Here is a 25,125-nt window from a genome sequence, read left to right as displayed (position 1 = left end):
GGAACCAGTGATTGGTTCCGGATTGTCCTACAGCAGAAGGATCGGTCAATGGATCCTTAACTGATCAGCATTGCGGCCATCGGCCGGGTTCTTTCTTACCCCCTGCCCCACCTCGGGGCAAGGGCGTTCGCCTTCCGCCCCCGCATCCCGATGCGCCCGTCCCTTGCCCTCATGGCCTGTTGCCACAAGATGGCGCAGGCTTACCCTCTATGGGGTACCACTCTGGTGCGCCCTGCCTTGCCCCGTGATGACATAAAAGTCATCCATATGATTTTTCAATGAAAAATTACTGACACTGGCCTTCATAGCGACTCAATTGGCTGGCACAGCCCTTGCACTTTGTGATGTACGCAGGGACGTCACAAGGAGTTGCCTATGCTACCCATCAAGCCCCCCGGACCCGGTTGTTACGACGAGATGCTGCTCACCGACAACCAGTTTCGCGATCATTACCACGCCTACCTCTCGTGGCTGCACCAGACCGACGAGAAAAGCATAGAACTCAAGCGTGAAGAGGCCGACCTGCTGTTTCGCCGGGTCGGCATCACCTTCAACGTCTACGGGGATGGGGACGGCGCCGAGCGCCTCATCCCGTTCGACAGCATTCCCCGCATCATTCCCGCCCGGGAGTGGCAGCATCTGGACAAGGGGATCCGCCAGCGCGTCACCGCCCTCAATGCCTTTCTGCACGACATCTATCACGATCAGCGCATCCTGAAGGCGGGGGTGATCCCGGCCGCCCAGATCCTCACCAATGCCCAGTACCAGCCCTGCATGCAGGGGGTCGACCTGCACCGGGACACCTATGTCCACATCACCGGGGTCGACATCATCCGCAACCACGACGGTGAGTACTATGTGCTGGAGGACAACCTGCGCACCCCCTCCGGGGTCTCCTACATGCTGGAGAACCGCAAGATGATGATGCGCCTCTTCCCGGAGCTGTTTCACAACCAGCCCATCGCCCCGGTGGAGCGCTACCCGGCCCTGTTGCTGCAGACCCTGCGCGAGAGCAGCCCGGTGGACAACCCCTGCGTGGTGGTGATGACTCCAGGACGCTTCAACAGCGCCTACTTCGAGCACAGCTTCCTCGCCCAGCAGATGGGGGTGGAGCTGGTGGAGAGCGCGGATCTGGTGGTCAAGGATGGCCAGGTGCTGATGCGCACCACCACGGGGCTGAAAAGGGTGGATGTCATCTATCGCCGCATCGACGACGACTTCCTCGATCCCCTCGCCTTCAACCCGGACTCCCTCATCGGCGTGCCCGGGCTGCTCTCGGTCTACCGCGCCGGCGGCGTGGTGCTGGCCAATGCCATCGGCACCGGGGTGGCGGATGACAAGTCCATCTACCCCTATGTGCCAGAGATGATCCGCTTCTATCTGGGGGAAGATCCCATTCTCAACAACGTGCCCACCTGGCAGTGCCGCGAGCCGGCTGCCCTCTCCCACGTGCTGGCCAATCTGGAGGAGCTGGTGGTCAAGGAGGTCCATGGCGCCGGCGGCTACGGCATGCTTATCGGCCCCTGCGCCAGTCGCGAGGAGCTGGCCCGTTTTCGCGAGCTGCTCAAGGCGCGGCCGGACAACTACATCGCCCAGCCGACCCTCTCCCTCTCTACCTGCCCGACCTTCGTCGACGCCGGCATCGCCCCTCGCCACATCGATCTGCGCCCCTTCGTTCTCACGGGGCAGGAGCTGCGCCTGGTACCGGGCGGCCTGACCCGGGTCGCCCTCACCGAAGGCTCCCTGGTGGTCAACTCCTCCCAGGGTGGTGGCACCAAGGACACCTGGGTCATGGAGGGCAGCCCATGCTGAGCCGCACCGCAAGCGAACTTTACTGGATGTCCCGCCACCTGGAGCGGGCGGAGAACACGGCGCGCATGCTGGACGTCACCCAGACCATGTCGCTGATGCCCTCCATCGACGCCGATCACAGCGAGCTGGTGGCGCCCCTCACCATCAGCGGCACTCACGAGCCCTTCCTGGCCCGCTACGGCCAGGTGAACATGGAGAACCTGCTGCAATTTTTCTGCTTCGACGAGGAGAACCCGAGCAGCATCTTCAGCTGTCTGCGCATGGCCAGGGACAACGCCCACGCCGTGCGGGGCAAGATCCCCGGTGAGGTGTGGGAGAGCATCAACGCCGCCTGGATAGAGATACGCAGGCGCCGCAAGGCGGGGCTATCCAGCGGCCAGGCCCAGGAGTTCTTCGACTGGATCAAGGAACGCTCCCACCAGTTTCGCGGCGCCACCTATGGCACCATCATGCGCGGTGACGTGCTCTGGTTCCTGCGCCTTGGCACCTTCATCGAGCGGGCCGACAACACGGCACGCATCCTGACCGTGAAGTATCAGGTGATCCGGGAGGACGAGGACAGCGTGCACGAGTTCTACCGCTGGAACGCCCTGTTGCGGTCAGTGGGTGCTTACGAGGCCCACCAGACCCTCTACAAGACGCTCTCCCACGCCTCCATCGCCGAGCTGCTGATCCTGCGCAATGAAGTGCCGCGCTCCCTGCGGGCCTGCCTCGACGAGATGGAGCTGATCCTTGCCCAGATCGAGGGCAACGCCGGTCAGACGCCCCGGCGCCTGACCACCATACTCAACGCCCATCTGACCTATGGCGCCATCGACGATGTCTTTGCCCTCGGCATGCAGGCGTACCTGAGTGATTTCCTCAGCGACATCGGCGCCATCGGCCAGAGCATCCACGCCGCCTACCTGGAGGTATTATGAGACTCATCATCGATCACCAGACCCGCTACCACTATGCCGACGTGGTGCGCCGTAGTACCCAGTACCTGCGCCTGACCCCCCACAGCACGGCCCGCCAGCAGATCCTCTCCTGGGAGCTGGAGCTGCCGGGGGAGGCCACCTGCACCACGGACGGTTACGGCAACATACTGCACGTGCTGAGCCTGGAGTCCCCCCACGAGGGGATCCTGATCCGCGCCCACGGGGAGGTGGAGATCTGCGACGACGCCCCGGAAGATGAGGAGTCCTCCCTCATCTCTCCCTTGAGCTACCTGAGGCCCACCCCCCTCACCCGCCCGACCCCGGCCCTGCAGGATCTCGCGAAGACCTGCCTGCCAGAGGCTCCGACCCTGGCCGACTTGCAGAGCCTGATGGCACGCATCCTGGTGCTGATGCCCTATCAACCTGGCAGCACGGATGCCACCTTCAGCGCCGACGAGGCACTTGCTTCGGGCAGCGGCGTCTGTCAGGACCACACCCATGTCTTCCTGACCTGCTGCCGCCACGCCGGCCTGCCGGCACGGTACGTGAGCGGTTACCTTTACAGCCAGGACAACAGCCACGTGGCGATGCACGCCTGGGCCGAGGTGTGGATCGAGGAGCGCTGGCACACGTTCGACGTCACCAACCTCACCAGCTCCACCAGTGAGCACCTCAAGCTCGCAGTCGGCATGGATTATCTGGATGCCTGTCCGGTGCGCGGCGTGCGCTATGGCGGCGGGTGCGAACAGTTGCAGAGCCAGGCCCAGGTGACCCGCCTGGATGGACAGCAGCAATGAAGACCGGGAGAGTCCTGGCGGGAGCGCGGTCATGACCTATTGCGTCGCCATGTGCCTGCAAGACGGCATGGTGTTTGCGTCCGATTCGCGCACCAATGCGGGGGTGGATCACATCGCCACCTTCCGCAAATTGCACCTCTTCACCCGGGAGGACAGGGTGATAGTGCTGCAAAGCGCCGGCAATCTGGCCACCACCCAGAGCGTCATCAGCCTGCTGACGGAGGGGCAGGAGCTCCTTGCCCTCCCCAGCCTCTACGAGGCTGCCGCCCTCATCGGCCAGACCATACGCACCGTCATCAGCCGGGATGGGGGTCAGCAGCAGGGCCATATCAACTTCGGCTGCAACATCCTGCTGGGGGGGCAGATCCGGGGGGAGCGCCACCGCCTGTTCCACATCTATCCGGAGGGCAACTTCATCGAGGCGAGCGCCGACACCCCCTACTTCCAGATTGGTGAGAGCAAGTACGGCAAACCCATCATCGATCGCATCATTCACCATGAGACGCCGCTTCAGACCGCCCTGCAGTGCGCCCTCATCTCCATCGACTCGACCCTGCGCAGCAATCTGTCGGTGGGCTTGCCTCTGGATGCCCTGGTCTATCACGAGGGCAGCTTCTCGGCGACGAACCAGCACCGCATCACCGAACAGAACCCCCATTTCGTGGCGCTGCGAAAGGCCTGGGGCGAGGGGTTGCAGCAGTTGTTCCAGGGCCTTCCCACCTTCCCCCTCTAGGCCGGGCGGGAGGCGCCAAGGCGCTTTCCCGCTCCTTTCTTTCCGGATATTCTGGCTGCCTTCCTTTTCGATGGAGTTTCCCATGCGCCGCTTCAACGTCATGCTCAACGGCAGCCGGTTGATGATGTTCCCCTTCTATGTCTGCATCCTTATCTGTGTCGCCCTCCTGATGGTGAAGTTCGCCATGCAGCTCTATGTGCTGTGCCGCGACATCATCGACATCCACTATCTGGATCTCATCACGGGGGTACTCACCCTGGTGGACTTCGTGCTGGTGGCCCAGATGCTGATCCTGGTGGCCATCTGCGGCTACGTGCAGTTCATCAAGACCCCGGAGCAGCGAGCAGCCCTTGGCGACAACTGGCTCAGCAAGATCAACTTCGCGTCCCTCAAGCTCATCGTCATCAACTCCCTGGTGACCATCGCCGGCATCGAGGTGCTCAAAGCCTTCCTCGACGACGGCACCGGCACCGGCAACGAGATCGAGATGAAGTGGTCGGTCATCGTCTTCCTCGCCTTCTCCACCGCGGCACTGATCTATGCGGTGACCGAGCGGCTGGCGGAGCACAAATAGGGCCCGGCGCCATTCAGGGTCTATTCATCAAGAGCCGAATTGATAACTCTTTTCATTACCCTTACTGCATTGTAAACTTGCTCGCCCCGGGCTGAACCGCCCGGGAGCTGGAGCACCCATGACGAGTCTTTCCCTCTCACCACGACACTGCTGGCAGTGGCTGGCCTATCACCATCAGGCGGCCGAGGGTGCCCTTTATCTGATGTTTTTCTCCGGTCTGCTGCTGTGGGAACCCCTGACGCCGACCTGGTCCCTGGCGCGCTGGAACCTGTTTTTGCACGTCGCCCTCTCGCTCACCCTGTTCCCCTTGCTGTTTGGCGCCTTCTGGTTCTCCCATCGCAGCCTGCTGCGCAAGAGCCGCAAGCCTTTTCTGCGCACCACGGGGCGCATCATCGAAGCCTTGCTGCTGGTCTGTCTGGCCAGCGGCCTGGTGCTGGTGCTGCACGGCACCCCGGGGGACAGCCTCGGCAACCTTGCCAGCTGGGCCCACTGGCTGAGCGCCCTCGCGTTGACGCCCCTGGTGCTGCGCCACGCCTGGCGCTGGACCATCTTGAAATGGCGCACCTGATCTTATGTTGAAGTTGTTGTTATCCCTGATGTTGGCCGCCCTGCTGCTGGGGACCGCCTCGGCCCGGGAGATGGGCGCCGCCATGATTGCCTATGACGAGGGGAGCGCCCCGCGCCTCGTCACCGCCAACCAGAGTGCCGGCTCCGTCACCCTGCTCGAGCGGGGCACTGGCAAGCGCCTCAACGAGGTGCAGCTGGGGGGCGACCTGCGCCAGCTGGCCCGCGCCGATAATGGCCCCCTGCTGGTCACTGACTACCGTGGCGATCGCCTGCTGCTGCTGGATGATGAACTCGAGCTGGAAAAGGTGATCCCCACCGGCCATAGACCCTACGGGGTCATCTTCGATGCCAAGAGGCAGTGGTTCTGGGTCACGCTGTTCGAGGGAGGGCGCCTGCAGGCCTATGACAGGGCGGGCAACCTGCAGCTGGATGTGGCCACTGCCGAAACCCCGCGCGGACTGGCCTTGACCGACAATGATCGCCTGCTGCTCACCCACGCCATGACAGGCCAGCTCGCCATCTATGATCTCGCCAAACTTGAGAAGGGCGCTACCCTCCCCAAGCCCAAGCTCATCACCCTGGCGGAAACCCACAGCGATACCCCCAGCGACTCCCAGGGCTTGCCGCGCCTGCTGGACGGCATCGCCCTCTCCCCCGATGGCAGCGAAGCCTGGCTGCCCCACGTGCTCTGGAGTTTCGATCACCCCTTCCAGTTTCAGAGCACCGTCTTCCCGGCCGTCTCCATCATCGATCTCGATGAAGAGAAGGAGCGGGTCGATGAAAGAAAACAGCTCTTCTTGCAGATCAACCTGCCCAGCGTCGGCAACCGCAGCCAGATCGTCTCCAACCCTTTCACGGCGCGCTTCGCCGCCGATGGCAAGCGGGTCTACCTGACCCTGGCGGGTTCCGAAGACTTGCTGGTGTTCGACCTGTCGCGCAGCGGCAAGCAGAACAGCAACCGCCACCGCCGCAAGAAGTTTCAGGGGGGCGCCAAGGCGACCCAGCTATTGCGTCACCTGCCGGGCCAGAATCCGCGCGATCTGCTGATCGATGGCGACCACATCCTGGTCCACAACGTCATGGGGCAGGATCTCACCCGTCTCAGTAGCGGCGGCAGCGGCCCGTTTGCCCGGGTCACCGTCGATGTGCCCCACTTCGCCAAGCTGGTAGAGACCGATCCCCGCCCCGCAGCGCTCAAGCGCGGCGAGCGGTTGTTCAACCTGGGTAATACCGCCGCCAACAGCCGCTTCCCCATGGCGGGGGACAACTGGATGAGCTGCAACTCCTGCCATCTGGACGGGTTCAACTTCACCAACCGCTATCTGATGGCGGCCCATCGCCAGAAGAGCGGCGACAACGCCATCAACGGCCACGCCAACCTCGCCAACATGGTGGCGGGGGACTTTATCGGCGAATACCTGCGCATGACCCAGCAGACCCAGGGCGGCATGGGTCATGACACCCGCGATGGGGCCGATGCGGTTGACCCCGCGAGGCCCCAGCCCGAGGTGCAGGCGATGATGGAGGATCTGCACGCCTTCGTCACCAGTGACGGCAACCTCCCCTATCTGGCCAACTGGCTCAGGCTCGATGCCCCGCGCACGGATCCTGCCAAGGCGCCGACCACCCACCCGAAAGAGTGGCTCAACTCCGCCTCCTGCCAGAACTGCCACCAACAGGCGTTCAAGGACTGGAGCGAGAGCAACCACCGGCTGATGGGTAACTCCCACCCCTACTACAAGGTGGTGCAGGCACTGGCCCGCGAAACCGAGGGCGAAGCCTTCGGCCAGTGGTGCCAGGGCTGCCACATGCCCCAGCAGGTGATGAACGGCCAGACTGATCTGCCCAAGGGCTCTCACATGTTCGAGCAGGGCGGAGCCTCGCTCATTGCCGCCCACAAGGCGGGTGAACCTGTGGTTGAGGAAGGCACCAGCTGTGTGCTCTGCCATCGCATCACCAAGCTCGAGGATGCAGGCGGCAACAGCGCCTTTACGGTCAATTTGAAAGACCGCGAGAGCTATGTGTTCGAGGATGCCGCCGGTGGCAGCCTCCAGCACTGGCTGGCGGAGCGGCAGATCAACGCCCGCCCCGCCATGCACAAGGCCTCCTACCAGAAGGATTTCTACCGGGACGCGGCCCTGTGCAAGTCGTGCCACAACGAGTTTGCCCCGGGCACCGGCGCCAATATCGTCAACACCTGGGACGAGTGGGAAAAATCCAGCTTCGCCAAGGCCGAAGATCCCGCCAAACGGCGCACCTGCATCGACTGCCATATGAACCCCGAGCCGGGCAATGGCGGCGCGCCGGTGGCGGGCCAGTCCACCGAAAACGGCACCGTGAAAGAGCGGCTCTATCGCCACAACTTTACCGGTGCCCAGCATCAGCTGGTGGGGCTGAGAAGTGCAACCCTCGAGCAGGAGAGCCTGGCGCTCTTGCGCTCCAGCGCCACCCTCTCGGCCCGCATTGAAAACCAGAGTGGCCAGCCCGCGCTGGTAGTGAGAGTCGCCAATACCGGCGCCGGCCACGCCCTGCCCACCGGTGTCGCCGATTTCCGTGAACTCTGGCTGGAGCTGACCGTCACCGACGCCAGCGGCAAGCTGGTGCTTGAAAGCGGCCAGCCGGTGAACGGCGCCGTCCCTGAGGATGCACGGCTATTTAGAAAGGTGTTTGGCGATGCCGAGGGCAAGCCGGTGGGGCTCAAGTTCTGGCGCTACGCCAAGCTCATTGAAGACACCCGCATCCCGGCCGATGGCTGGCGCGATGAAGCCTGGCCGCTGCCGGCGGATGCTCAGGGGCCCTTCAAGGCCGATATCAAACTCAATTTCCGCACCTACCCCAAGTGGGTCAATGATGCGGTGCGCGCCGCCGAGCCGAGCTTGCCGGAGCCACCCATAGTGCAACTCAATCGGCTGCAACTGACCCTGCAGCCCCTCCCCCTCACGCCCGATACGGAGCCTCAATACTGATGTTCGCAAGTTTTCTCATTACCCTGCGCGAGGGGCTGGAAGCCTTCCTGCTGGTCGGCATCTGCCTCTCCTACCTCGCCAAGCTGGGGGCGAGCCGCTACAACAAGTTCATCTATCTGGGGGTGGGCCTCGGTCTTGTCGCCTCCCTTGTCATCGCCTTCCTGTTCCAGGTGGTGGTGAGCCAGTTCGAGAGCGAGCGCTACAACCATTTGCTGATGGCGGGGATCCTGATTTTTGCCACCCTGGTGCTCACCTATATGGCTATCTGGATGCAAAAACAGGCCAAATCCCAGGTGGGGGCCATGACGGCGCGCATCGATGCCGCCATCGACGGTGGCAACCTGTTTGGTCTGGTGCTGCTCGCCTTTCTGGCGGTGATGCGCGAAGGCTTTGAAACCGTGCTCTTCTTCTCGGCCCTGGTCTACTCCGGGCAAGGGGTGGATCTGCACCAGGGGCTGATGGGGGCGCTGGCGGGGCTGCTGGTCTCTGTGGTGCTGGTGTGGGGGCTGCTGCGCTCCACCCGCAAGGTGGCGCTGGCCCCCTTCTTCCGCTGGACCGGCCTGCTCATCATCATCATCGCCGCAGGCTTGCTCTCGTCCGCCGTCAACATGTTGCAGGCAGCGGACGTCATCACCTTCTGGACCACGCCGGTCTTCAACATCAGCCACATCCTCGACGATCAGGGGGTATTCGGCACCTTCCTGCGCGCCCTGTTTGGCTACAACGCCTCACCGGCCGGCCTGCAGTTGCTGACCTGGGCCTGCTACCTCATGATCTTTGTCACCCTCTGGCATCGCAACTATCGCCCCCAGGGGAGCGCCGCCCCGACCAGGGGCTGAGCCCGGGGATCACACTCTGTTCGGGAGCCGCGCACAGGCGGGCTCCCCCAGCTATCACGCCGTTTCGGAACACTCATGAACGACAATAACAAGAAGCACATTGCGGTGCTGGGCGCCGGCCCTGCCGGTCTGATGGCCGCCTGGCGCCTGCGCCAGGCCGGTTTTGCGGTCACCCTGTTCGAGCAGGAGCCGGTCGTCGGCGGCATGTGCGCCACCCAGACCTTCAAGGGGCGCGACGGCGAGTATCGCTTCGACTACGGCGGCCACCGCTTCATCACCAAGAACCCCGAGCTGCTCGCCTTTATCGACGAGCTGATGGGGGACGACCTGCTCCACGCCGAGCGCAAGAGCGTCATCCGCTTTGGCGGGCGCACCTATGACTACCCTTTGAACCTGCCCAACCTGCTCAAGACGGCGCCGCTGGCCCTGATGGCCGGTGCGGTGAAGGATCTGCTGCTGTTGCCCTTTGCCAAGAAGCCCACCGATTTTGCCAAGGCGAGCTTTGCCGAGTGGATCCAGAGCCACTTCGGTCGCACCCTCTACCGCCAGTTCTTCGAGGGCTACACCGGCAAGCTGTGGGGCATCAACCCGGACAAGCTCTCCGCCGACTGGGCCGGCCAGCGCATCAGCCTGATCGATCTCAAAGACGTGGCACGCCGCCTGCTGCCAAGGCGCAACGGCAGCATGTCGGTGCGCACCTATGCCCGCAAATACCGCTATCCCAAGTACGGCTTCGGCCAGATCTTCACCACCTTGGGGGAGCGGCTGGTTGCCGAAGGGGCCCTGCTCAAAACCGGCGCCACCATCACCCGTCTCGAGCAGGCTGATGGCCGCATCGAACGGGTGTATTGGTCACAAGATGACGTTGAACAGAGCGAGCGATTTGATCAGGTGATCTCCACCCTGCCGCTGCCGCTCACCTGCCAGCATCTGGGCTTGCCGTGCGATCTCCACTACCGGTCGCTTCGCTTCGTCAATATGCCCCTCAAACAGGAGAACCTGTCGGACAACACCTGGCAGTACCTCTCCGACCCCCATATTCTGGCGACCCGTCTGCAGGAGCCGCGCCGGCGCAGCCCCTTTATGGCGCCTCAGGGGCAAACCTCCGTGATGCTGGAAATCCCCTGCAATCCGGGGGATGCCACCTGGCAGGCACCGCTCTCTGATCTGCGCGGTCGGGTCACCGCCGATCTCGACAGCCTCGGCGTCGATACCCAGAAGCTCGGCGATGAGACATTCGAAGCGCGCAGTGAATACGCCTATCCGCTGATGGATCTGGGTTATCAGGCCCGCCGCAACGACGCCATCCAGGCGCTGATGCCGATCACCAACCTCATCATGACCGGCCGTCAGGGGACATTCCGCTACATCTTCACCGACACCGCCATGGAGATGGGGATGATGGCCGCAGACATGGTGATCGACGGGGTGGACAGACGTCACGCCATCTTCAATCATCGCAACGAAAATACCGTCATTGAAACCCAGAGCGTGGCCTGAGTGCCGCGCCATAAACAAGGAGAAGAGGATGACCATCCGCCCGGGTTTACTTGCCTTCATCCTGCTGCTGACCCTGAGCGGTCAGGCGCAGGCTTACTCCTACGCCGCCGCCGGCAAGGAGCCGCTGATCGATGCCCGCGAGGCGCTGCTGGGCGCCGCCACTGACGGCAAGGATGCCAGTGCCACCTTGAGCGAGATTGCCGAGGAGCTGACCTATCTGGAAGAGCACCACAAGGTGAAGCTGCAAGCACCGCTGGCCGCCGCCATCAAGGCCAAAGACGCCGCAGCTACCGCCGCCCTGCTCAACCGGGCCTACAAGGCGGAGATCGAGCGCCGCCTTGAGGGGGCCAGCCAGAACCTTGGCGACTACCAGACCGCCAAGGTGCTGGTGGTCAAGAGCAAGCGCTTCCTCGATTTGATCCTTCCCTCCCTCAGTGAAGGGGATCGCAAGGCCGCCGAACAGGCGCTGGCCAAGGTGCTCGATGCCATCGGCAACCCGGGAGTGTTCGGCGTGGGTGCCAAACCTGCCGATGCCGCTGCCTTTAGCGATGCCGAAAAAGCGCTGATGACCGTGCTGGCGCCGCTTTGATGACCTCTCATCGATGACGACGGCCCCCCTCATCCCCACCCCTTCTCCCGCAAGGGGAGAAGGGGGGCGTCGCCACGGCCGATTACGCTTCGCCAATCGACCCTACTTGCTGATCCTGCTGCAACTGGCCTGGCTTGGCTGGCTGCTGACCTTCCCCGTGGCGCTCGATTCCGACGATGCCCTCAACTTCGCCCACGGGGTGGTGCGCTTCAGCGTGCTGGAGTTCTCCCCCCACTTTCCGGGCTACCCCGCCTTTATCTGGCTGGCGCGGCTGATCAATCTGGCGGTGGACGAGCCGGCCCGCGCGGTGCAGTGGGCCAGCCTCTTGGGGAGCAGCTTGCTGGCGCCACTCGCCGCCTCCCTCGCGGTCAGATTGTGGCAGCGGCCCAGCCTGCTGGCGCCGGTCTGGCTGCTGGTACTAGCCCTGCCGCTCACCCCGACCCTGGCACTCTCCGGCCTGTCCGACGGGCCGGCGCTGGCCGCCTGGCTCGGCACACTCTTGGCCTTGCAGCAACGCAAGATAGCGCTGGCGGGTCTGCTGCTGGGCCTCATGCTGGCGCTGCGTCCCTCCTACTTCGTGCTGACCCTGCTGCCCCTTTGGCTTGGGATGGCGCAGCAGGGCAACCGCGTCAGATTTGTGCTCCCCATCGCGCTGGTAGGGCTAGCCTGCCTGCTGTTTGTCTGGCAGGCCGACGGCTGGGCCTATTTTGCCGAGGGGCGGCGCTTTACCGACGGCCACTTTACCCTCTGGGGCAACACGGCGGCAGCCCACGGGGATCGACTGCTGAGCTGGGCGAATACCTTCAACGATCAGCTCACCCCGCTCTGGCCCCTCTTGATGGGAGCCTTTCTGATACTGCCACTCTGGCAACGCTCAAAGGATCACAATCCAGCCCCCTCCGTGCTCTGGCCCCTCTACTGGCTCGTTCTGCTGCTGTGGACCCTGTTTGGCCAGAATCCGGACAATCCCCGCCATCTTGCGCCCATCACCCTGCTCGGTATCGTGCTGCTGGCAGGCTGGCTGCCACGCCGAGGAGTTGGGCAGGTCGCGTTGGCCGGATTGCTGCTGCTCGCGGTGACCCTCACCCCAGCCCGTCCATCCGCCATGGTGCAGGCGGCCAGGGTCGCCGAAAAAAACTGCCCGGCGCTGGTGACCCAGTGGGGAGTGAGGCTGCTTAGGGAAACCACAACCCTGCCCGTCACCGACGGCTGGTACCGGGGGGATGCCGCCCTTGCGCTCACCCAGGGGGCCTGCCGCCTCAGCCGCCGCCCCCTGGGGGCAGAGGCGCTACCAGGCCCTTATGACACCCTCTGGTTTGCCCCCCGCTTTCACGCCGAACCCGGCCTCTGGCTCGCCCTGCCTCGCTAAACCGGGCACTTGCGAGGGCATCGCACGACTCGTCTACACTCACAGCCGGGTCTGTCAGGAACCAGTGCAATGGAAAGAAACACGAGCGGAACCGGGGAGGGGATACGGGTCGCGCTGGCCCTGTTGCTGGCCTGCGCCCTGCTGATGCTGCCGCTCTGGTGGCAGGGGGGCAGCCAGGGACACGATCTGTTTCATCACCTGCTCTCCGGCCACTACTTTGCCCGTCAGCTCTGGCAGGGGGAACTCTATCCCCGCTGGCTGATGGCCATGAACGGCGGCTTCGGCAGCCCCACCTTCTTCTTCTATCCCCCGCTCCCCTACTACGTCAGCGCCCTCTTTGCCGGGCCCGGTGCCCACCCCCAGCAGGCCATCTACCCTTTGCTTGGCAGCGCCACCCTGGCCCTGCTGCTCTCCGGGGTGTTTGCCTATCTGTGGCGGCGTGCCACCACGCCCCCTGGCCGGGCCCTGGCCGCCAGCCTGCTCTATCTGGCGCTGCCCTATCATGTCGCCATGGATCTCTATGCCCGCTTCGCCCTGGCGGAGTTCTGGGTCTTCGCCTGGGCTCCCCTTATCCTGCTGGGGCAGGATCTCGCCCACCGCGGACGACCTCAGGGGTTGCCCCTGCTGATCCTGGGGCTGGCGCTGCTGGCCTTCTCCCACCTCCCCAGCCTCTTGCTCATGATGGGGTTGGTCACCTTGCGAGCCTTCTGGTTCGCCAGACGCACCCGCACTCTGACGCCCTGCTGGCAAGCCCTCGGCGCCCAGGGTATGGGGCTTTGCATGGCTGCCGCCCTGCTGCTGCCCGCCCTGGCGGATCAGGGGGCCATCTCCATGGAGCTGATGCGTGGCGGCATGTTCGACTACAGGCGCAACTTTCTCGACCGCCTGCCCAGCGCCTGGGAGGACTGGCGTTTTCGCGGTCACCTGGCGTGGCAGAGCATGCTGACCCTGGTCCTGCTGCTCATCGCCTGGGCAGCCGCCCGGGAGCCACGCCACCCCGAGCTGCTGTGCTGGGGGGCGATCGGCGTCGTCGCCTTCCTGATGATGCTGCCCCCGAGCCAGCCTCTCTGGAGCCTGCTTCCCCCCTTGCAGCGGGTGCAGTTTCCCTGGCGGCTCAACCTGGTGCTCGCCCTTGCCACGGTCGCCGTGGTGGCGCTCGGCACCCAGCCCCATCGTCTCTGGCAGGGACTCTGGTGGGGAGTATTTCTGCTGACCCTCCTCTCCACCCTGGCCTATGTGCATCACGCCCCCCTCACCCAGGCCCCCGAACAGGAGGCCATGGCATTCGAGTTCGACAGCAAGCGCAGTGCCCGGGAATACAGGCCAAGGCAGGTGCCGGGGGGCATGTTCGCCCCGACCCTGCTCGCCTGGAAGGAGGAGTTCCAGCCGCCTGTCAGCGCCGAACCGCCAGGCGCAAGCTGGACCCTGACCCGCTGGCAACCCCGCGCCCTGGCGCTGGAGGTCAAGGCCCGGGTGCCGACCCGGCTGGTCCTGCACCAATACCATTACCCCGGCTGGGAGGCCCGCCTCGACGGGCACCTGACGCTGACAGTGAGCGCCAATCGCCAGGGGTTGATGCAACTCTGGGTTCCGGCGGGCCACCACAACCTCACCCTGACCCTGGCGGCACGCTGGCCGGAGCGCACCGGCAATGCCCTCTCCCTGCTCGGATGGCTTGCCTGGCTCTGGCTGCTCTGGCGCCACACCAGACAAAAGGGCATCGGGCAGGATGCACCTGATCGCGCCCGCCAAAACTGATAGACTCAACACCTGCCTCTTAACCCGGCCCAGCCCACGACTCGGATACCCTATGCCCCAAGCCAGCTCCCTCTCCCCCCGTTTCCTCTTCATCCTGCTCGGCGCCCTGGCGGGCCTGACTCCCCTCGCGGTGGACATGTATCTGCCCGCCATTCCCGCCATCGCCCGGGATCTGGCTACCAGCATCGACGGCGCCCAGCTCACCATCAGCGCCTTCCTGGGGGGCTTTGCCATCGGCCAGCTCTTTTACGGGCCGCTCGCCGACAGCTTCGGCAGAAAGCCGGTGATCCTGGCGGGCCTGACGATGTTTGCCGTGGCCTCCGTGGGCTGCGCCATGGCGGACTCCCTGCCTGAGCTCCTCGCCTGGCGCATGTTGCAAGCCGCTGGCGGGGCGGCTGGCTCGGTGGTGGTCAACGCCCTGCTGCGCGACCTGTTCGAGAAGGATGCGTTTTCCCGCGCCATGTCCTTCGTCATCCTGGTGATGACCCTCGCCCCCCTGGTGGCCCCCGTGGTGGGGGGGTACATCAGTGCTCACAGCGACTGGCGGGTGATCTTCTGGCTGCTGGTGGTCATCAGCCTGCTCATCTGCCTGGTGATGCAGTGGAAGATTGAGGAAACCCTCAAACCCGAGCACAAGCAGCCCCTGCGACTCGGGCAGGTGCTTCGCAACTACTGGGGAGTGCTCTCCCACCGTGGTGCCATGGGCTATGTGCTGTGCGGCGCCCTGTCGAGCTCCGGCATGTTCGCCTTCCTGAGCGCCTCCCCCTATGTCTACATCGAGTATTTCAAGGTGCCGACCGAGCACTACGGCTGGCTCTTTGGTCTCAACATCCTGCTGATGATGGTGGTCACCTTCGCCAACAGCCGGCTGGTGAAAGGGGTGGGTGCCGAACGCATGCTGCGATACGGCCTGACCGTGCTGCCGCTCGCCGGGGCCCTGCTCATCTACAACGCCTGGAGCCAGACCGGCGGCCTGTGGGGCATCGTCATCCCTGTGGTGCTCTTCGTCGGCCACATCAGCCTGGTGGGGGCCAACGCCATGACCGGCCTGATGGGCCACTTCCCTCAGTCCGCAGGCACCGCCTCGGCGCTGGCGGGCACCCTGCGCTTTGGCCTTGGGGCACTGGTGGGGGTGCTGGTCAACCTCAATCCCCCCGAATCGCCGCTCCCCATGGCCATCGCCATCGCCGGTTGCGGCCTGGGGTCGGCCCTCAGTTACTGGCTGCTGAGCGGCAAGCGCGTCCCCTGATGCCCTGCAATGAAAAAGCCCTGTCCATGGACAGGGCTTCTTGCATCGGGGCGCAGGCCTCAGTCATCGGCCTGCAACCCGCTGCGCGCCAGGATCTCGCTCTCCAGCCCATCCAGGCTTAGCTGGTTCTTCTTGCGCCAGTAGGCCTCTATCCCCTCCTGCCCCTGGCGTGCCGACCAGTTGGCAAGATCCTCCCTGTCTCCCTGATAGTCAAACAGGGGCACCGACATGCCGCACGACGTCTGGACCCGTTCAATGTTCAGCAGGAAGATCTGGCGAGCCACGACACTTGGGGGGAACAGCGCCAGCAACGACGGCCACTGCGGATCAGTGCGGTGCAGCACCCGTGCCTGGCCATAGGCCCGCAGAATAAGCGGCGCCCCCTCGAAGGCGCAGAACATCACCGTCATGCGCGGCTGTTGCAGCACCTGGGCTGCGGACTCGTTGCCGCTGCCGGTCAGGTTGAGCCAGGCCAGGGTGTGGGCATCGAGGACGCGCAGCGAATCCCCGCCCTTGGGGGAGAGATTGACCGATCCCTTCGCGGCTGCCGTACCGACAAAGAAGATCTTCTGCCCCTCGATAAAGGTGACATGGCGCGGCAAAAGCGCCTCGAACAGTTGTCCCATCCTGCCTCTCCCTGGTGCCTGGAACCGGGTTGCCTAAAACAGGGCGCTGTTGAGCCACAGGTGCGCCCCTACGCCGACCATATAACCAAGCAAAATGGCAGGCAACCACTTGAGGTGCCCGACGAAGGTATACATGCCCCTGGCCTGCCCCATCAGGGCCACCCCGGCGGCGGAGCCGACCGAGAGCAGACTGCCCCCCACCCCGGTGGTCAATGTCACCAGCAGCCACTGCCCCGTGCTCATCTGCGGCTCCATGGAGAGCACGGCGAACATCACCGGAATGTTGTCGATCAGGGCGGAGAGCAGGCCGATGGCGACGTTGGCCAGGGTCGGATCGCCGCCGTCGTAGAGGAAATGGGAGGCAAGCGCCAGATACCCCATAAACCCGAGGCCGCCGACGCACATCACCACCCCGTAGAAGAAGAGCAGGGTGTCCCACTCCGCCTTGGCAATCTTGTTGAACACATCGAACGGCACCACCGAGCCCAGACGCAGCAGCCTGGCCTCGTCCCCGGTGCGCTCATACAGCGCCCGTGCCCGGGCCAGGGTAACGGGCTGGGTCTTTCGCAGATAGAAACTGAAAAATTGCAGGTAGCCCAGCCCCATCATCATGCCGAGCACGGGGGGCAACCCCAGGAAGTGATGGCAGGCGACGGCGGTCACTATGGTGAGCACAAAGAGCAGCACGATGACAACGGCGCCGCGCCTTGGCACCACCATCTCGCCCGGCATGGCGGGCACCAGACGGGGCACCATCAGGCTCATCAGGGTGGCCGGCACCAGGAAGTTGAGCAGGGCGGGGATGAAGAGCAGCAAGAACTGCTGGAACGGCACCTTGCCCGCCTGCCACACCATCAGGGTGGTGATGTCGCCAAAGGGGCTGAAGGCGCCGCCCGCATTGGCCGCCACGACGATGTTGATGCAGGCCAGGTTGATGAAGCGGCGCTCCCCGTTGGCCACGTTGAGGACCACTGAGCACATCAGCAGCGCCGTGGTGAGGTTGTCCACCACGGGGGAGATGAAAAAGGCGAGAAAACCGGTGAGCCAGAAGAGCGTACGCAGGCTGAATCCCGCCTGCACCAGGCGTACCCGCAGCACGGCGAACAGCAGCCTGTCCTCCATGGCGTTCACATAGGTCATGGCCACCAGCAAGAAGAGCATCAGCTCGGCATACTCCAGCAGGTTGTGCCGAAAACCGGCCTGAACCAGCTCGCTTTGCCCCTGCCCCGTATAGACCAGGCCGATGGCTATCCAGATGATGCCGGCGGCCACCAGCACCGGCTTGGACTTTCGCAGCTTCAGGTACTCCTCGGCCATCACCAGGGCATAAGCCAGGGCGAAGATGGCGAGGGCGAAGAGCCCGACCCCGCTGTGGGTCAGATCGAGGGGGCCGTTGCCCGCAGCGGCGGGGGCACTGAGCAGGGCCGCCCCGGGCACGAGGCGAAGGAGTCCAGACATGGCGGCATCTCCTGGCAGGCGTCTGGCATTGAGGCTAGCAGCGCAAAGGGAAGCCGCCCTCCTTGTCATCCTGATGAGCGGCCCGCCGCGGGCTCTCAGGCAAACATGAGCGAGGCCCGTTGCCGGGCCCCGTCATCAGGAGGTCTTCTTGCCAAAACCCGATTGCTTGAGGGTGTAGCCTGCGCTGTTTTGCCAGGCATCCAGCCCGCTTCGGTTGTTGCCCGCCACCAGGCTCGCGGCCAGGCTCGGGCTGTTGAAGAGCTGATCGGCGGTAAAGATGAAACCCCCTTCGGGGTGGGGAACGAGTACCCCCTTGCCCAGCAGCTCCTGGCGCAGCTCGATCACCGCCTCGCGCAGGGAGGCCGCATCCTCGCCGTTGGCAGTGGAGCCCGCCTGGACCATGAAACCGGGGTTTTGCCGCTTGCCCACCGGATAACCATGGGCCTCTGCCCCCTTGCCGTTGAAGTGGTAGAGCTCGCGCTCCCCCGGCTTGTTGTCGGAGAGGGCCTTTTGCAGGGTCATCAGCTCGTTGTAGATATCGATGGGGACCACGGCAGCCTGCTTGACGCCCTTGCTGTCGACGATAAAACTGACTTGCTTGTGTAACATCCTTGCTCATCCTGTGACCCATGGAAGGCCCTATTCTAACCACCTCAGGCGAGCGGGATCCAGCGAGGATCCCCATCCCTTTTGCAGGCGCGATCACTAACTGGCATAGTGACGGACATTGTGAAAGCCATTGACCATCAAACGGTTATCCCATGCTTAGCCTGCGCAACCTCAGTAAACGCTTCGCCAACGGCGGCGAGATGCTCCCCCTGTTTGAGGGGCTGGATCTCGCCCTCACCCCGGGGGAAACCTGCCTGCTGCTGGGGCAAAGCGGCTGTGGCAAGTCCACCCTGCTCAACCTCATCGCCGGTCTCATCGCCCCGGACGAGGGGGAGATCTGGCTGGAAGAGACCCGCCTCGACACCCTGCCGACAGACGAGCGGGCCCGCCTGCGTGGCCGCCATTTCGGCATCGTCTATCAGGATTTCAACCTGCTGCCGACCCTGACCGTGGCCGAGAACCTCGCCCTGCCCCTTCAGATAAACAACCTGCCCCAGGACGATGGGCGCCTCGATGCCCTGCTCGCGCGCCTTGGCATGAGCCACAAACGCCACGCCTGGCCGGAACAGCTCTCCGGCGGCCAGCGCCAGCGGGTGGCGCTGGCCCGCGCCCTCATTCATCAGCCCCGTTGGCTGCTCGCCGACGAACCCACCGGGAGTCTTGATGAACACAACGCCGAGCAGGTGATGGCCCTGATGATGGCGGCGGTGCGCGATACCGGCGCCGGTCTCTTGCTGGTGAGCCACAACCCGGGCTATGGCGACCTGGCGGATCGGGTGCTGCGCCTTGAAGGGGGGCAGCTGGTCGAGCTCAAGGGGCGCCGCCATGGCTGACGTCTGCCGGGGGGCCTGCTGATGTTGCCGCTCATGGCGCTGCTGCGCCTCTATCGCGCTCACCCCTGGTTGCTCTTGATGAGCCTGGCCGGGCTCACCCTCGGGGTCACCCTGGTGGTGGCCATCGAGCTCTTGAACCACAGCGCCCGCACCAACTTCGTCGCCGCCCGCAGCCAGCTCGCCGGGGAGGCCAACTACCGCCTGGCCCCCCAGGGTGGCCTGGATGAGCAAGTCTACGTGAGGCTGGTGCGAAGCCAGCCGAACCTTGACGCCATGCCAGAGCTTCACGCCTGGCTCAAGGACGAGCAGGGGCGCAGCTTCCAGTTGCTGGGGATGGATCTCTTCAACCCCGGCCCCCTGCGCCGCCTCTTTGGCGATGCGCCAGACAGCCAACCCGATGTCTCGTTGAATCGCGCCGACAGCGTCTGGCTGGCCGCCCCCGAGGCGAGGCGCCTTGACTGGCAAGCGGGCCAGTCGCGAACCTTTGTGCTGGGGGATGAGGGGCAACGCCCCCTGACTCTGACCCTGGCGGGCACCTTCGAGCCCGGCGCCGTCCCCATGGAGCGGCTGCTGGTGACCGACATCGGCCTCGCCCAGCCCCTGCTTGGCAAGGAAGGCAGACTGGATCGCATCGTCTTCAAACTCAGTGAGCAAGAGGCCAATACCTTGCAAAGAGCCCTGCAGGCGGCCCTGCAATCCTATGCCCCCCATCAGCCCCTCTGGCTTGAGCCCATCAGCCCGGCGCTCGATGCCAGCCAGCTCGGGGATGCGCTGGCGCTGAACCTTACCGCCCTCTCCCTGCTCGCCATGGCGGTGGGATTGTTTTTGGTGTTCAACGCCCAGCGCTTCGTGCAGAGCGTGCGCCGCCCCCTGCTCGCCCAGCTCATCATCCTCGGGATGCCGCCGCGCCGGGTGCTTGGCTGGCTCATGCTGGAGCTTGTGATCCTCGCCAGCATCGGCACCCTGCTCGGGCTGCTGCTGGGCAGCCTGCTGGCCCTCGCCCTGATGGGGCAGCTCACCCAGGCGCTGGCCGATCTTTATGGCCCCAACCCCATCGACCTGCTGCGCCTCTCCCCGACGAGCCTTGGCAAGGCGCTGGTGATTGGCCTTCTGGGGATGCTTGCCGCCAACCTGCCCGGCTGGTGGCAACTGCTGCGCCAATCCCCCCTTGCGCTGCGAGAGGGCAACAGTCGCCCACCGGCTCACCCCTGGCAACGCCGGGGCCTTGCCATCGCCATCCTGCTGCTGTGCGCCCTGTGTCTATGGCGGCCAGAAACCGGCCTTGGCGGCGCCCTCTTCGTGGCCGGAGGCTGGCTGCTCGCCATGGCCCTCCTGCTGCCCGATGCCCTTCGCTCCTTGCTGGGGCGGCTGCGTGCACGCGGCCCCCTCACCGCCCGGCTCGGGGTGGCAGAAACCCTCTATCACCTGGATCGCACCGCCATCGCGGTGATGGCGCTGCAACTGGCCATCGCCGCAGCCATCGGCATCGGGGTCATGGTGTCGAGCTTTCGCTCGAGCGTGGAGATCTGGCTCGGCCAGCGCCTGGCCGCCGATCTCTACGTCACCGCTCCCAAGGGGGTGGCCGGCAGCAGGGGCGCCCTCGGCGAGCAGACCCTCAACACCATCCTCGCCTCGCCAGATGTGCGCGCCGCCTCCCGCCGCGCCGTGCTCCCCGCCCGCTGGCAGGGGCAGCCCATCGAGTGGGCGCAGATGGACTTTATCCCCGAGCTCAAAGCCGCCTATCCCCTGCTGGCCGGGCGCTGGCCCGCTGCTCCCGACGAGGTGCTGGCGAGCGAACCGCTGACGGTGCGCCTCGGGGTCAGGGTGGGCCAGCGCCTCGAGGTAACCAGCGAAGGGGGACCGAGGGCTTTCACCGTCACCGGCGTCTATCAGGATTACGGCAGCGACAAGGGGCAGATACTGCACGCCTTCGAAGGGGGCAAGGTGCAATCCCTTGCCCTCTTCAGCCCGGATCCCGAGCACCTTGGTGACAGGCTCAGGAGCCAGTTTGGCGAGCAGGTGAACCTGTTGCCCGCCCCCGCCATCCACGCCGCCGCCCTCAGGGTGTTCGATCAGACCTTTGTGGTGACCGAACTATTGAAGTTGCTGATCCTGGGGATCGCCTTCGTCGGCATCGGCTCGGCCTTTATGGTGCTGGGGCTGGCCCGGCGCGGCGAGTTGCAGACCCTGCAGAGCCTTGGCCTGAGCCCCCGCCACTGCCGCCGGCTGCTGGTGTGGCAAGGGGCAGGCCTCGGGCTGCTCACGGCGATCCTGGCACTGCCGGTGGGCTATGGCCTTGCCTGGGTGCTGATTGAGGTGGTCAACCCCCGCGCCTTTGGCTGGCGGCTCGCCTTCGAGGCCGCCCCCCTGCACGCCGTCACGGCGCTCCTGCTCGCCCCCGTCTGTGGCGCGCTCGCCTCCTGGTACGCCGCAAGGAGAGTGGTATGAAAGATTGGTTGGCGCACTGGCTCGGCCATGGCTTGACGTTCCCATTGACCAGATCTCTATCACCGCACTTGATTCAGCGCAGAGAAGCGCACAGAGCTATCGCGAACCATCCCCTCTCCCTTCGGGAGAGGGCCAGGGTGAGGGGGATCTTGTCCTCTTTACGGTCCCTGTGGCTTGCAGCCCTCTTGATCCCGCTTGTTGCCATAAGCGGCCACGCGCAGGCCAGCGATCTGGGGAGCATCCTGGGTGGCGGTAGCAATCACTTCAAAAAGGCTCTGCCGGGTCAATCCATCCTCCTGCCCGCAGATCACGCTGCCCACCCCGACTACCGCTCCGAATGGTGGTATCTCACCGGCAACCTCAAAGACGAGCAAGGGCGCGGCTACGGCATGCAGTGGACCCTGTTTCGCCAAGGCATCGAGCAGGAGATAACATCCGACAACCCCTGGCTCACCCCCCAGCTCTGGTTGGCCCAGTTCGCCATCACGGATGTGAGCAAAGGCCGCCACCAGCAGGACGAGCGCACCAGCCGCCAGGGGCCTGGGCTCGCCGGTGCCAGTGGCGGTCAGTATTGGCTGAAAGAGTGGCGGCTTACCTCTCAAGGAGAGACGCTTTTTCCTGCCACCCTCAAGGTGCAGAGCAAGGCGGGGGATCTTGATGTGAAGGTGAGCGCCGCCAAGCCCGCGGTACTACAAGGCAAAGCGGGTTACAGCGAGAAGAGCCCGGGCAATGCCTCCTTCTACTACTCCTACCCGCGCCTGACCATCAGCGGCACCCTGACCCTGGATGGCGAGATCCGCAACGTCAGCGGTGAGGGGTGGTTCGATCACGAGTGGAGCAGCTCGGTATTGGCCCAGTGGCAATCGGGCTGGGACTGGTTTTCGCTCCAGTTTGACGATGGGCGCGAGTTGATGCTGTTTCGCCTGCGCACCAAAGCGGGCCACACTGAGCCTGAAAACCGCTACGGCATCCTGATTGAACGGGATGGCAGCAGCCGGGTGCTGGATCCTGCGCAGATCCACCTCACCCCCGGCAAGACCTGGCGCGGCCCCAAGGGGCAGCCCTACCCCGTCGAGTGGCAACTTAAGGCCGGGGATCTCAACCTCCGTATTCAGGCTCGACAGCCTAATCAGGCCATGACGGGACGCTTTGACTACTGGGAGGGGGCGGTATCCGTCTCGGGAGATGCCAAGGGCGTCGGCTATCTGGAGATGACGGGATATTGATACTTTGAAATCTGATCAGCTTCAAAAAATCATTCAAATTCCATTCACTGGGTGAGTTTTCACTCAACAGACTGACGGCTGTTTGATACCATCTCCAACTGGCCCCTTTATTGCCTTGTTGCATATGATTTCTACCATCGGTTTATAAGGCCAAGAAAAATTCGCGAAATCCGATTACGCTTCGCTAAGGAAGGTGCGAATAAGTCACCAAGTACAAAAATACGCCTTTGTAAGCATTTGAATCAAATCGACTAAAATTTTCAGTTTTGTTGTGGAGGGTACTTGTTCTCACCCTCCCTAGTTCGCCCAGTTGCACCAACACCTGCGATAACTGTTCACCGGCAGGGGCTTGACGTACACAATTCGGCAGGAATGGGATAATCCGTTTTATCTATGCAGGCTCTGACAATGGCGCGCAGCCGCTTCTGGGGAGAGTGCCCCAAGCGTTTGGCGTATCCAACAACGGCAGGATAGTTATCCTGCCGTTTTGTTTCCCTATCTCGCCGCCTGATCCACCAGATAGAGGATGCTGTGATAGGGAATGCCAGCGTGCTGGCTGAGCCCCATTTCGCAGGTGCGGCTGTTGCTGAAACCCTGACGGCAATCGTTGGGAACCTGGGCGGGCAGGCTGGCAAGCGCCGCGGCGTTGAGCTCCGGGGTCATCAACCCCTTGTCACCGGCAAAGCCGCAGCACTGGATATGCTCTGGCACGATCACCTCGCGGGCACAGGCGCGGGCCACCGCCAGCATCTTATCCCCCAGCCCCATGCGCCGGCTGCTGCAGGTGATATGGAGCATGACGGTCTCATCGATGGGGGTCAGCTCAAGGTGGGGCAGCAGGTGTTCCAGCACAAAAGCGGAGGGCTCGAACACCCGAAGGCCCTTGCCGAGCGCCCCCGAGAGCAACCGCTGCACGCAGGGGCTGGTGTCGAGCAGCACGGGCCAGCGCCCCTGCTCGCTTGCCTGCCACAGGGCCTCGGCCAGCTCACTGCGCTTGGCTGCGGCCACCTCGACCATCCCCTTGCTGTCATAGGGCATGCCGCAGCAGAGCCCCTCAACTCTCGCCGGCACTATGACTCGGCAGCCCGCTTTATTGAGCAAGGATTGCACCACGTCCGGCAGTGACGGGGCTTCCTCCTGCTGGCCAAATACCCGGCTCGCGCAGGAGGGTAGATAGACCACAGCGCGATCCCTTGTTTCGTCATTGCTCCCCTCCCCTTGCGGCCACCGGTAGCGGCTCGGCCCCGGCAGGGTGGGCAGCCAGGCGGGTGTGCGCTGGCCGCTCAGATGACGAACCCCGTTCACCAATCGCGCCAGCGCTTTGTCTCCCAGAAGCTTGCCGGCAATGGATTTGAGGCCCAACGCACTACGGGCGGTGCGGGTAACGCCGGCGAAGTGATCGGCGCTCCAGCGGGCGATGGGCACGAAGCGCTGGTACTTTTCGCTGCGCAGCTTCTTGATCAGGCTGCCGGTGTTGATGCCCACCGGGCAGCGATCGGCGCACAGCCCGGTGGCGGCACAGGTCTCAATCCCCTGATAGTCAAACAGCCGGGCAAGATCCCCTGCCACTTCACCGCTGCGACCACGGCGTGACAACTCCCGATAGAGCACGATGCGCTGGCGCGGCGACAGTGACAGGGTGCGCGAGGGGCAGACCGCCTCGCAAAAGCCACACTCGATGCACGGATCGACGATGGCATCGCTCGCCGGCATGGGCTTGAGGTGGGTCAGGTGGGCATTGGGGTCATCGTTGATGATGACGCCGGGATTGAGCAGGCCATCGGGGTCCAGCAGCGCCTTGATGCGGCGCATCAGCGCCATCCCCTCCGGCCCCCATTCCAGCTCCACATAGGGGGCCATGTTGCGGCCGGTGCCATGCTCGGCCTTGAGCGACCCGCCAAAGCGCACCGCGACCAGTTCGGCCACCGCATCCATAAAGGCGCCGTAGCGGGCCACCTGCGCCGGATCCTCGAACCCCTGGGTAAAAACGAAGTGCAGGTTTCCCTCCAGCGCGTGGCCAAAGATGATGGCTTCACCGTATTCGAAGCGATCGAACAGGGCTTGCAGCCCCGCCACCCCTTCGGCCAGACGCTCGATGGGAAAGGCGACATCCTCGATGATGACGGTGGTGCCGGTGGTGCGCACCGCCCCCACCGCCGGGAAGAGCCCCTTGCGATTGACATCCTCCCCCACCTTAGCGCTTCGCGTCACAGGAGGGGGATTCCCATTACTGGGTGATAGCTGCTCGCGCA

Annotated in this window: 19 protein-coding genes and 1 pseudogene; 16 read left to right on the top strand and 4 right to left on the bottom strand. The window is 64.3% G+C overall.

All coding sequences use genetic code 11. The features are described from left to right. Positions 1 to 375: 375 nt before the first annotated feature. The 13 genes from PG892_RS16115 (at position 376) to PG892_RS16055 (ending at position 15,673) form a co-directional block, all read left to right on the top strand. Positions 376 to 1,812, top strand: a complete 1,437-nt coding sequence (locus PG892_RS16115) for a circularly permuted type 2 ATP-grasp protein (protein ID WP_216944122.1) — start codon at positions 376 to 378, stop codon at positions 1,810 to 1,812. After that, positions 1,806 to 2,732 carry an alpha-E domain-containing protein gene (locus PG892_RS16110; RefSeq protein ID WP_223916590.1) on the top strand — a complete coding sequence of 309 codons (927 nt, stop codon included), beginning with the start codon at positions 1,806 to 1,808 and terminating at the stop codon, positions 2,730 to 2,732. The genes PG892_RS16115 and PG892_RS16110 overlap by 7 nt, the downstream gene beginning before the upstream one ends. After that, a complete protein-coding gene (locus PG892_RS16105) occupies positions 2,729 to 3,529 on the top strand; it encodes a transglutaminase family protein (protein ID WP_202014519.1) in 801 nt (266 codons plus the stop codon). Before PG892_RS16110 ends, PG892_RS16105 begins: the two co-directional genes overlap by 4 nt. Before the next feature lie 31 nt (positions 3,530 to 3,560). Then, complete coding sequence (locus PG892_RS16100) at positions 3,561 to 4,262, top strand: peptidase (protein ID WP_010674394.1); 702 nt, start codon at positions 3,561 to 3,563, stop codon at positions 4,260 to 4,262. Positions 4,263 to 4,344: 82 nt separating this feature from the next. Further along, positions 4,345 to 4,836 carry a YqhA family protein gene (locus tag PG892_RS16095; RefSeq protein WP_223916585.1) on the top strand — a complete coding sequence of 164 codons (492 nt, stop codon included), beginning with the start codon at positions 4,345 to 4,347 and terminating at the stop codon, positions 4,834 to 4,836. Positions 4,837 to 4,954: 118 nt separating this feature from the next. Then, positions 4,955 to 5,404, top strand: a complete 450-nt coding sequence (locus PG892_RS16090) for a hypothetical protein (RefSeq protein WP_223916583.1) — start codon at positions 4,955 to 4,957, stop codon at positions 5,402 to 5,404. Between the two features lie 4 nt (positions 5,405 to 5,408). Continuing rightward, positions 5,409 to 8,369, top strand: coding sequence for a YncE family protein (locus PG892_RS16085; RefSeq protein WP_223916581.1), 2,961 nt, complete (start codon positions 5,409 to 5,411; stop codon positions 8,367 to 8,369). Further along, positions 8,369 to 9,208, top strand: a complete 840-nt coding sequence (locus tag PG892_RS16080; RefSeq protein ID WP_128296824.1) for an FTR1 family iron permease — start codon at positions 8,369 to 8,371, stop codon at positions 9,206 to 9,208. The genes PG892_RS16085 and PG892_RS16080 overlap by 1 nt, the downstream gene beginning before the upstream one ends. 75 nt (positions 9,209 to 9,283) lie before the next feature. Next, entirely contained in the window at positions 9,284 to 10,708 is a 1,425-nt protein-coding gene (locus tag PG892_RS16075) for an FAD-dependent oxidoreductase (protein ID WP_223916579.1), read from the top strand. 28 nt (positions 10,709 to 10,736) lie between these two features. Further along, positions 10,737 to 11,297: a hypothetical protein gene (locus PG892_RS16070; protein ID WP_223916577.1), complete on the top strand. Its 561-nt coding sequence runs from the start codon at positions 10,737 to 10,739 to the stop codon at positions 11,295 to 11,297. Between the two features lie 106 nt (positions 11,298 to 11,403). Further along, positions 11,404 to 12,666: a hypothetical protein gene (locus PG892_RS16065; protein ID WP_198498044.1), complete on the top strand. Its 1,263-nt coding sequence runs from the start codon at positions 11,404 to 11,406 to the stop codon at positions 12,664 to 12,666. A gap of 69 nt (positions 12,667 to 12,735) precedes the next feature. After that, on the top strand, positions 12,736 to 14,424 hold the full coding sequence (locus tag PG892_RS16060) for a hypothetical protein (protein WP_198497372.1): 1,689 nt from the start codon (positions 12,736 to 12,738) through the stop codon (positions 14,422 to 14,424). A 52-nt stretch (positions 14,425 to 14,476) separates the two neighbouring features. Beyond that, on the top strand, positions 14,477 to 15,673 hold the full coding sequence (locus PG892_RS16055) for a Bcr/CflA family multidrug efflux MFS transporter (RefSeq protein ID WP_049637007.1): 1,197 nt from the start codon (positions 14,477 to 14,479) through the stop codon (positions 15,671 to 15,673). Between the two features lie 59 nt (positions 15,674 to 15,732). On the opposite strand, the gene PG892_RS16050 is transcribed toward PG892_RS16055, so the two are convergent. The 3 genes from PG892_RS16050 to PG892_RS16040 all read right to left on the bottom strand — a co-directional run bounded on the left by PG892_RS16050 (position 15,733) and on the right by PG892_RS16040 (position 18,366). After that, positions 15,733 to 16,299, bottom strand: coding sequence for a pyridoxamine 5'-phosphate oxidase family protein (locus PG892_RS16050; protein WP_198497371.1), 567 nt, complete (start codon positions 16,297 to 16,299; stop codon positions 15,733 to 15,735). 33 nt (positions 16,300 to 16,332) lie between these two features. Then, positions 16,333 to 17,757, bottom strand: a complete 1,425-nt coding sequence (gene nhaD / locus PG892_RS16045) for a sodium:proton antiporter NhaD (RefSeq protein ID WP_113070427.1) — start codon at positions 17,755 to 17,757, stop codon at positions 16,333 to 16,335. A gap of 135 nt (positions 17,758 to 17,892) precedes the next feature. Continuing rightward, positions 17,893 to 18,366 (bottom strand): DUF4357 domain-containing protein, encoded by a 474-nt coding sequence (locus PG892_RS16040; protein WP_010674381.1) that lies wholly within the window; start codon positions 18,364 to 18,366, stop codon positions 17,893 to 17,895. A gap of 152 nt (positions 18,367 to 18,518) precedes the next feature. Between PG892_RS16040 and PG892_RS16035 the strand changes: the two genes are divergently transcribed. The 3 genes from PG892_RS16035 (at position 18,519) to PG892_RS16025 (ending at position 22,873) form a co-directional block, all read left to right on the top strand. Further along, positions 18,519 to 19,199, top strand: coding sequence for an ABC transporter ATP-binding protein (locus tag PG892_RS16035; RefSeq protein WP_198497370.1), 681 nt, complete (start codon positions 18,519 to 18,521; stop codon positions 19,197 to 19,199). A gap of 21 nt (positions 19,200 to 19,220) precedes the next feature. Next, on the top strand, positions 19,221 to 21,647 hold the full coding sequence (locus tag PG892_RS16030) for an FtsX-like permease family protein (protein ID WP_223916574.1): 2,427 nt from the start codon (positions 19,221 to 19,223) through the stop codon (positions 21,645 to 21,647). Between the two features lie 185 nt (positions 21,648 to 21,832). Beyond that, positions 21,833 to 22,873 carry a lipocalin-like domain-containing protein gene (locus PG892_RS16025; protein WP_198497368.1) on the top strand — a complete coding sequence of 347 codons (1,041 nt, stop codon included), beginning with the start codon at positions 21,833 to 21,835 and terminating at the stop codon, positions 22,871 to 22,873. A 495-nt stretch (positions 22,874 to 23,368) separates the two neighbouring features. On the opposite strand, the pseudogene PG892_RS16020 reads toward PG892_RS16025, so the two are convergent. After that, positions 23,369 to 25,048, bottom strand: a pseudogene (locus tag PG892_RS16020) (FAD-linked oxidase C-terminal domain-containing protein); the annotation flags it as partial. Positions 25,049 to 25,125: the final 77 nt, after the last annotated feature.

It is taken from the genome of Aeromonas sp. QDB68, from assembly GCF_027707405.1.
GTDB classification, from domain to species: Bacteria; Pseudomonadota; Gammaproteobacteria; order Enterobacterales; family Aeromonadaceae; genus Aeromonas; species Aeromonas caviae.
This window is presented reverse-complemented; position numbering and strand designations above follow the sequence as displayed.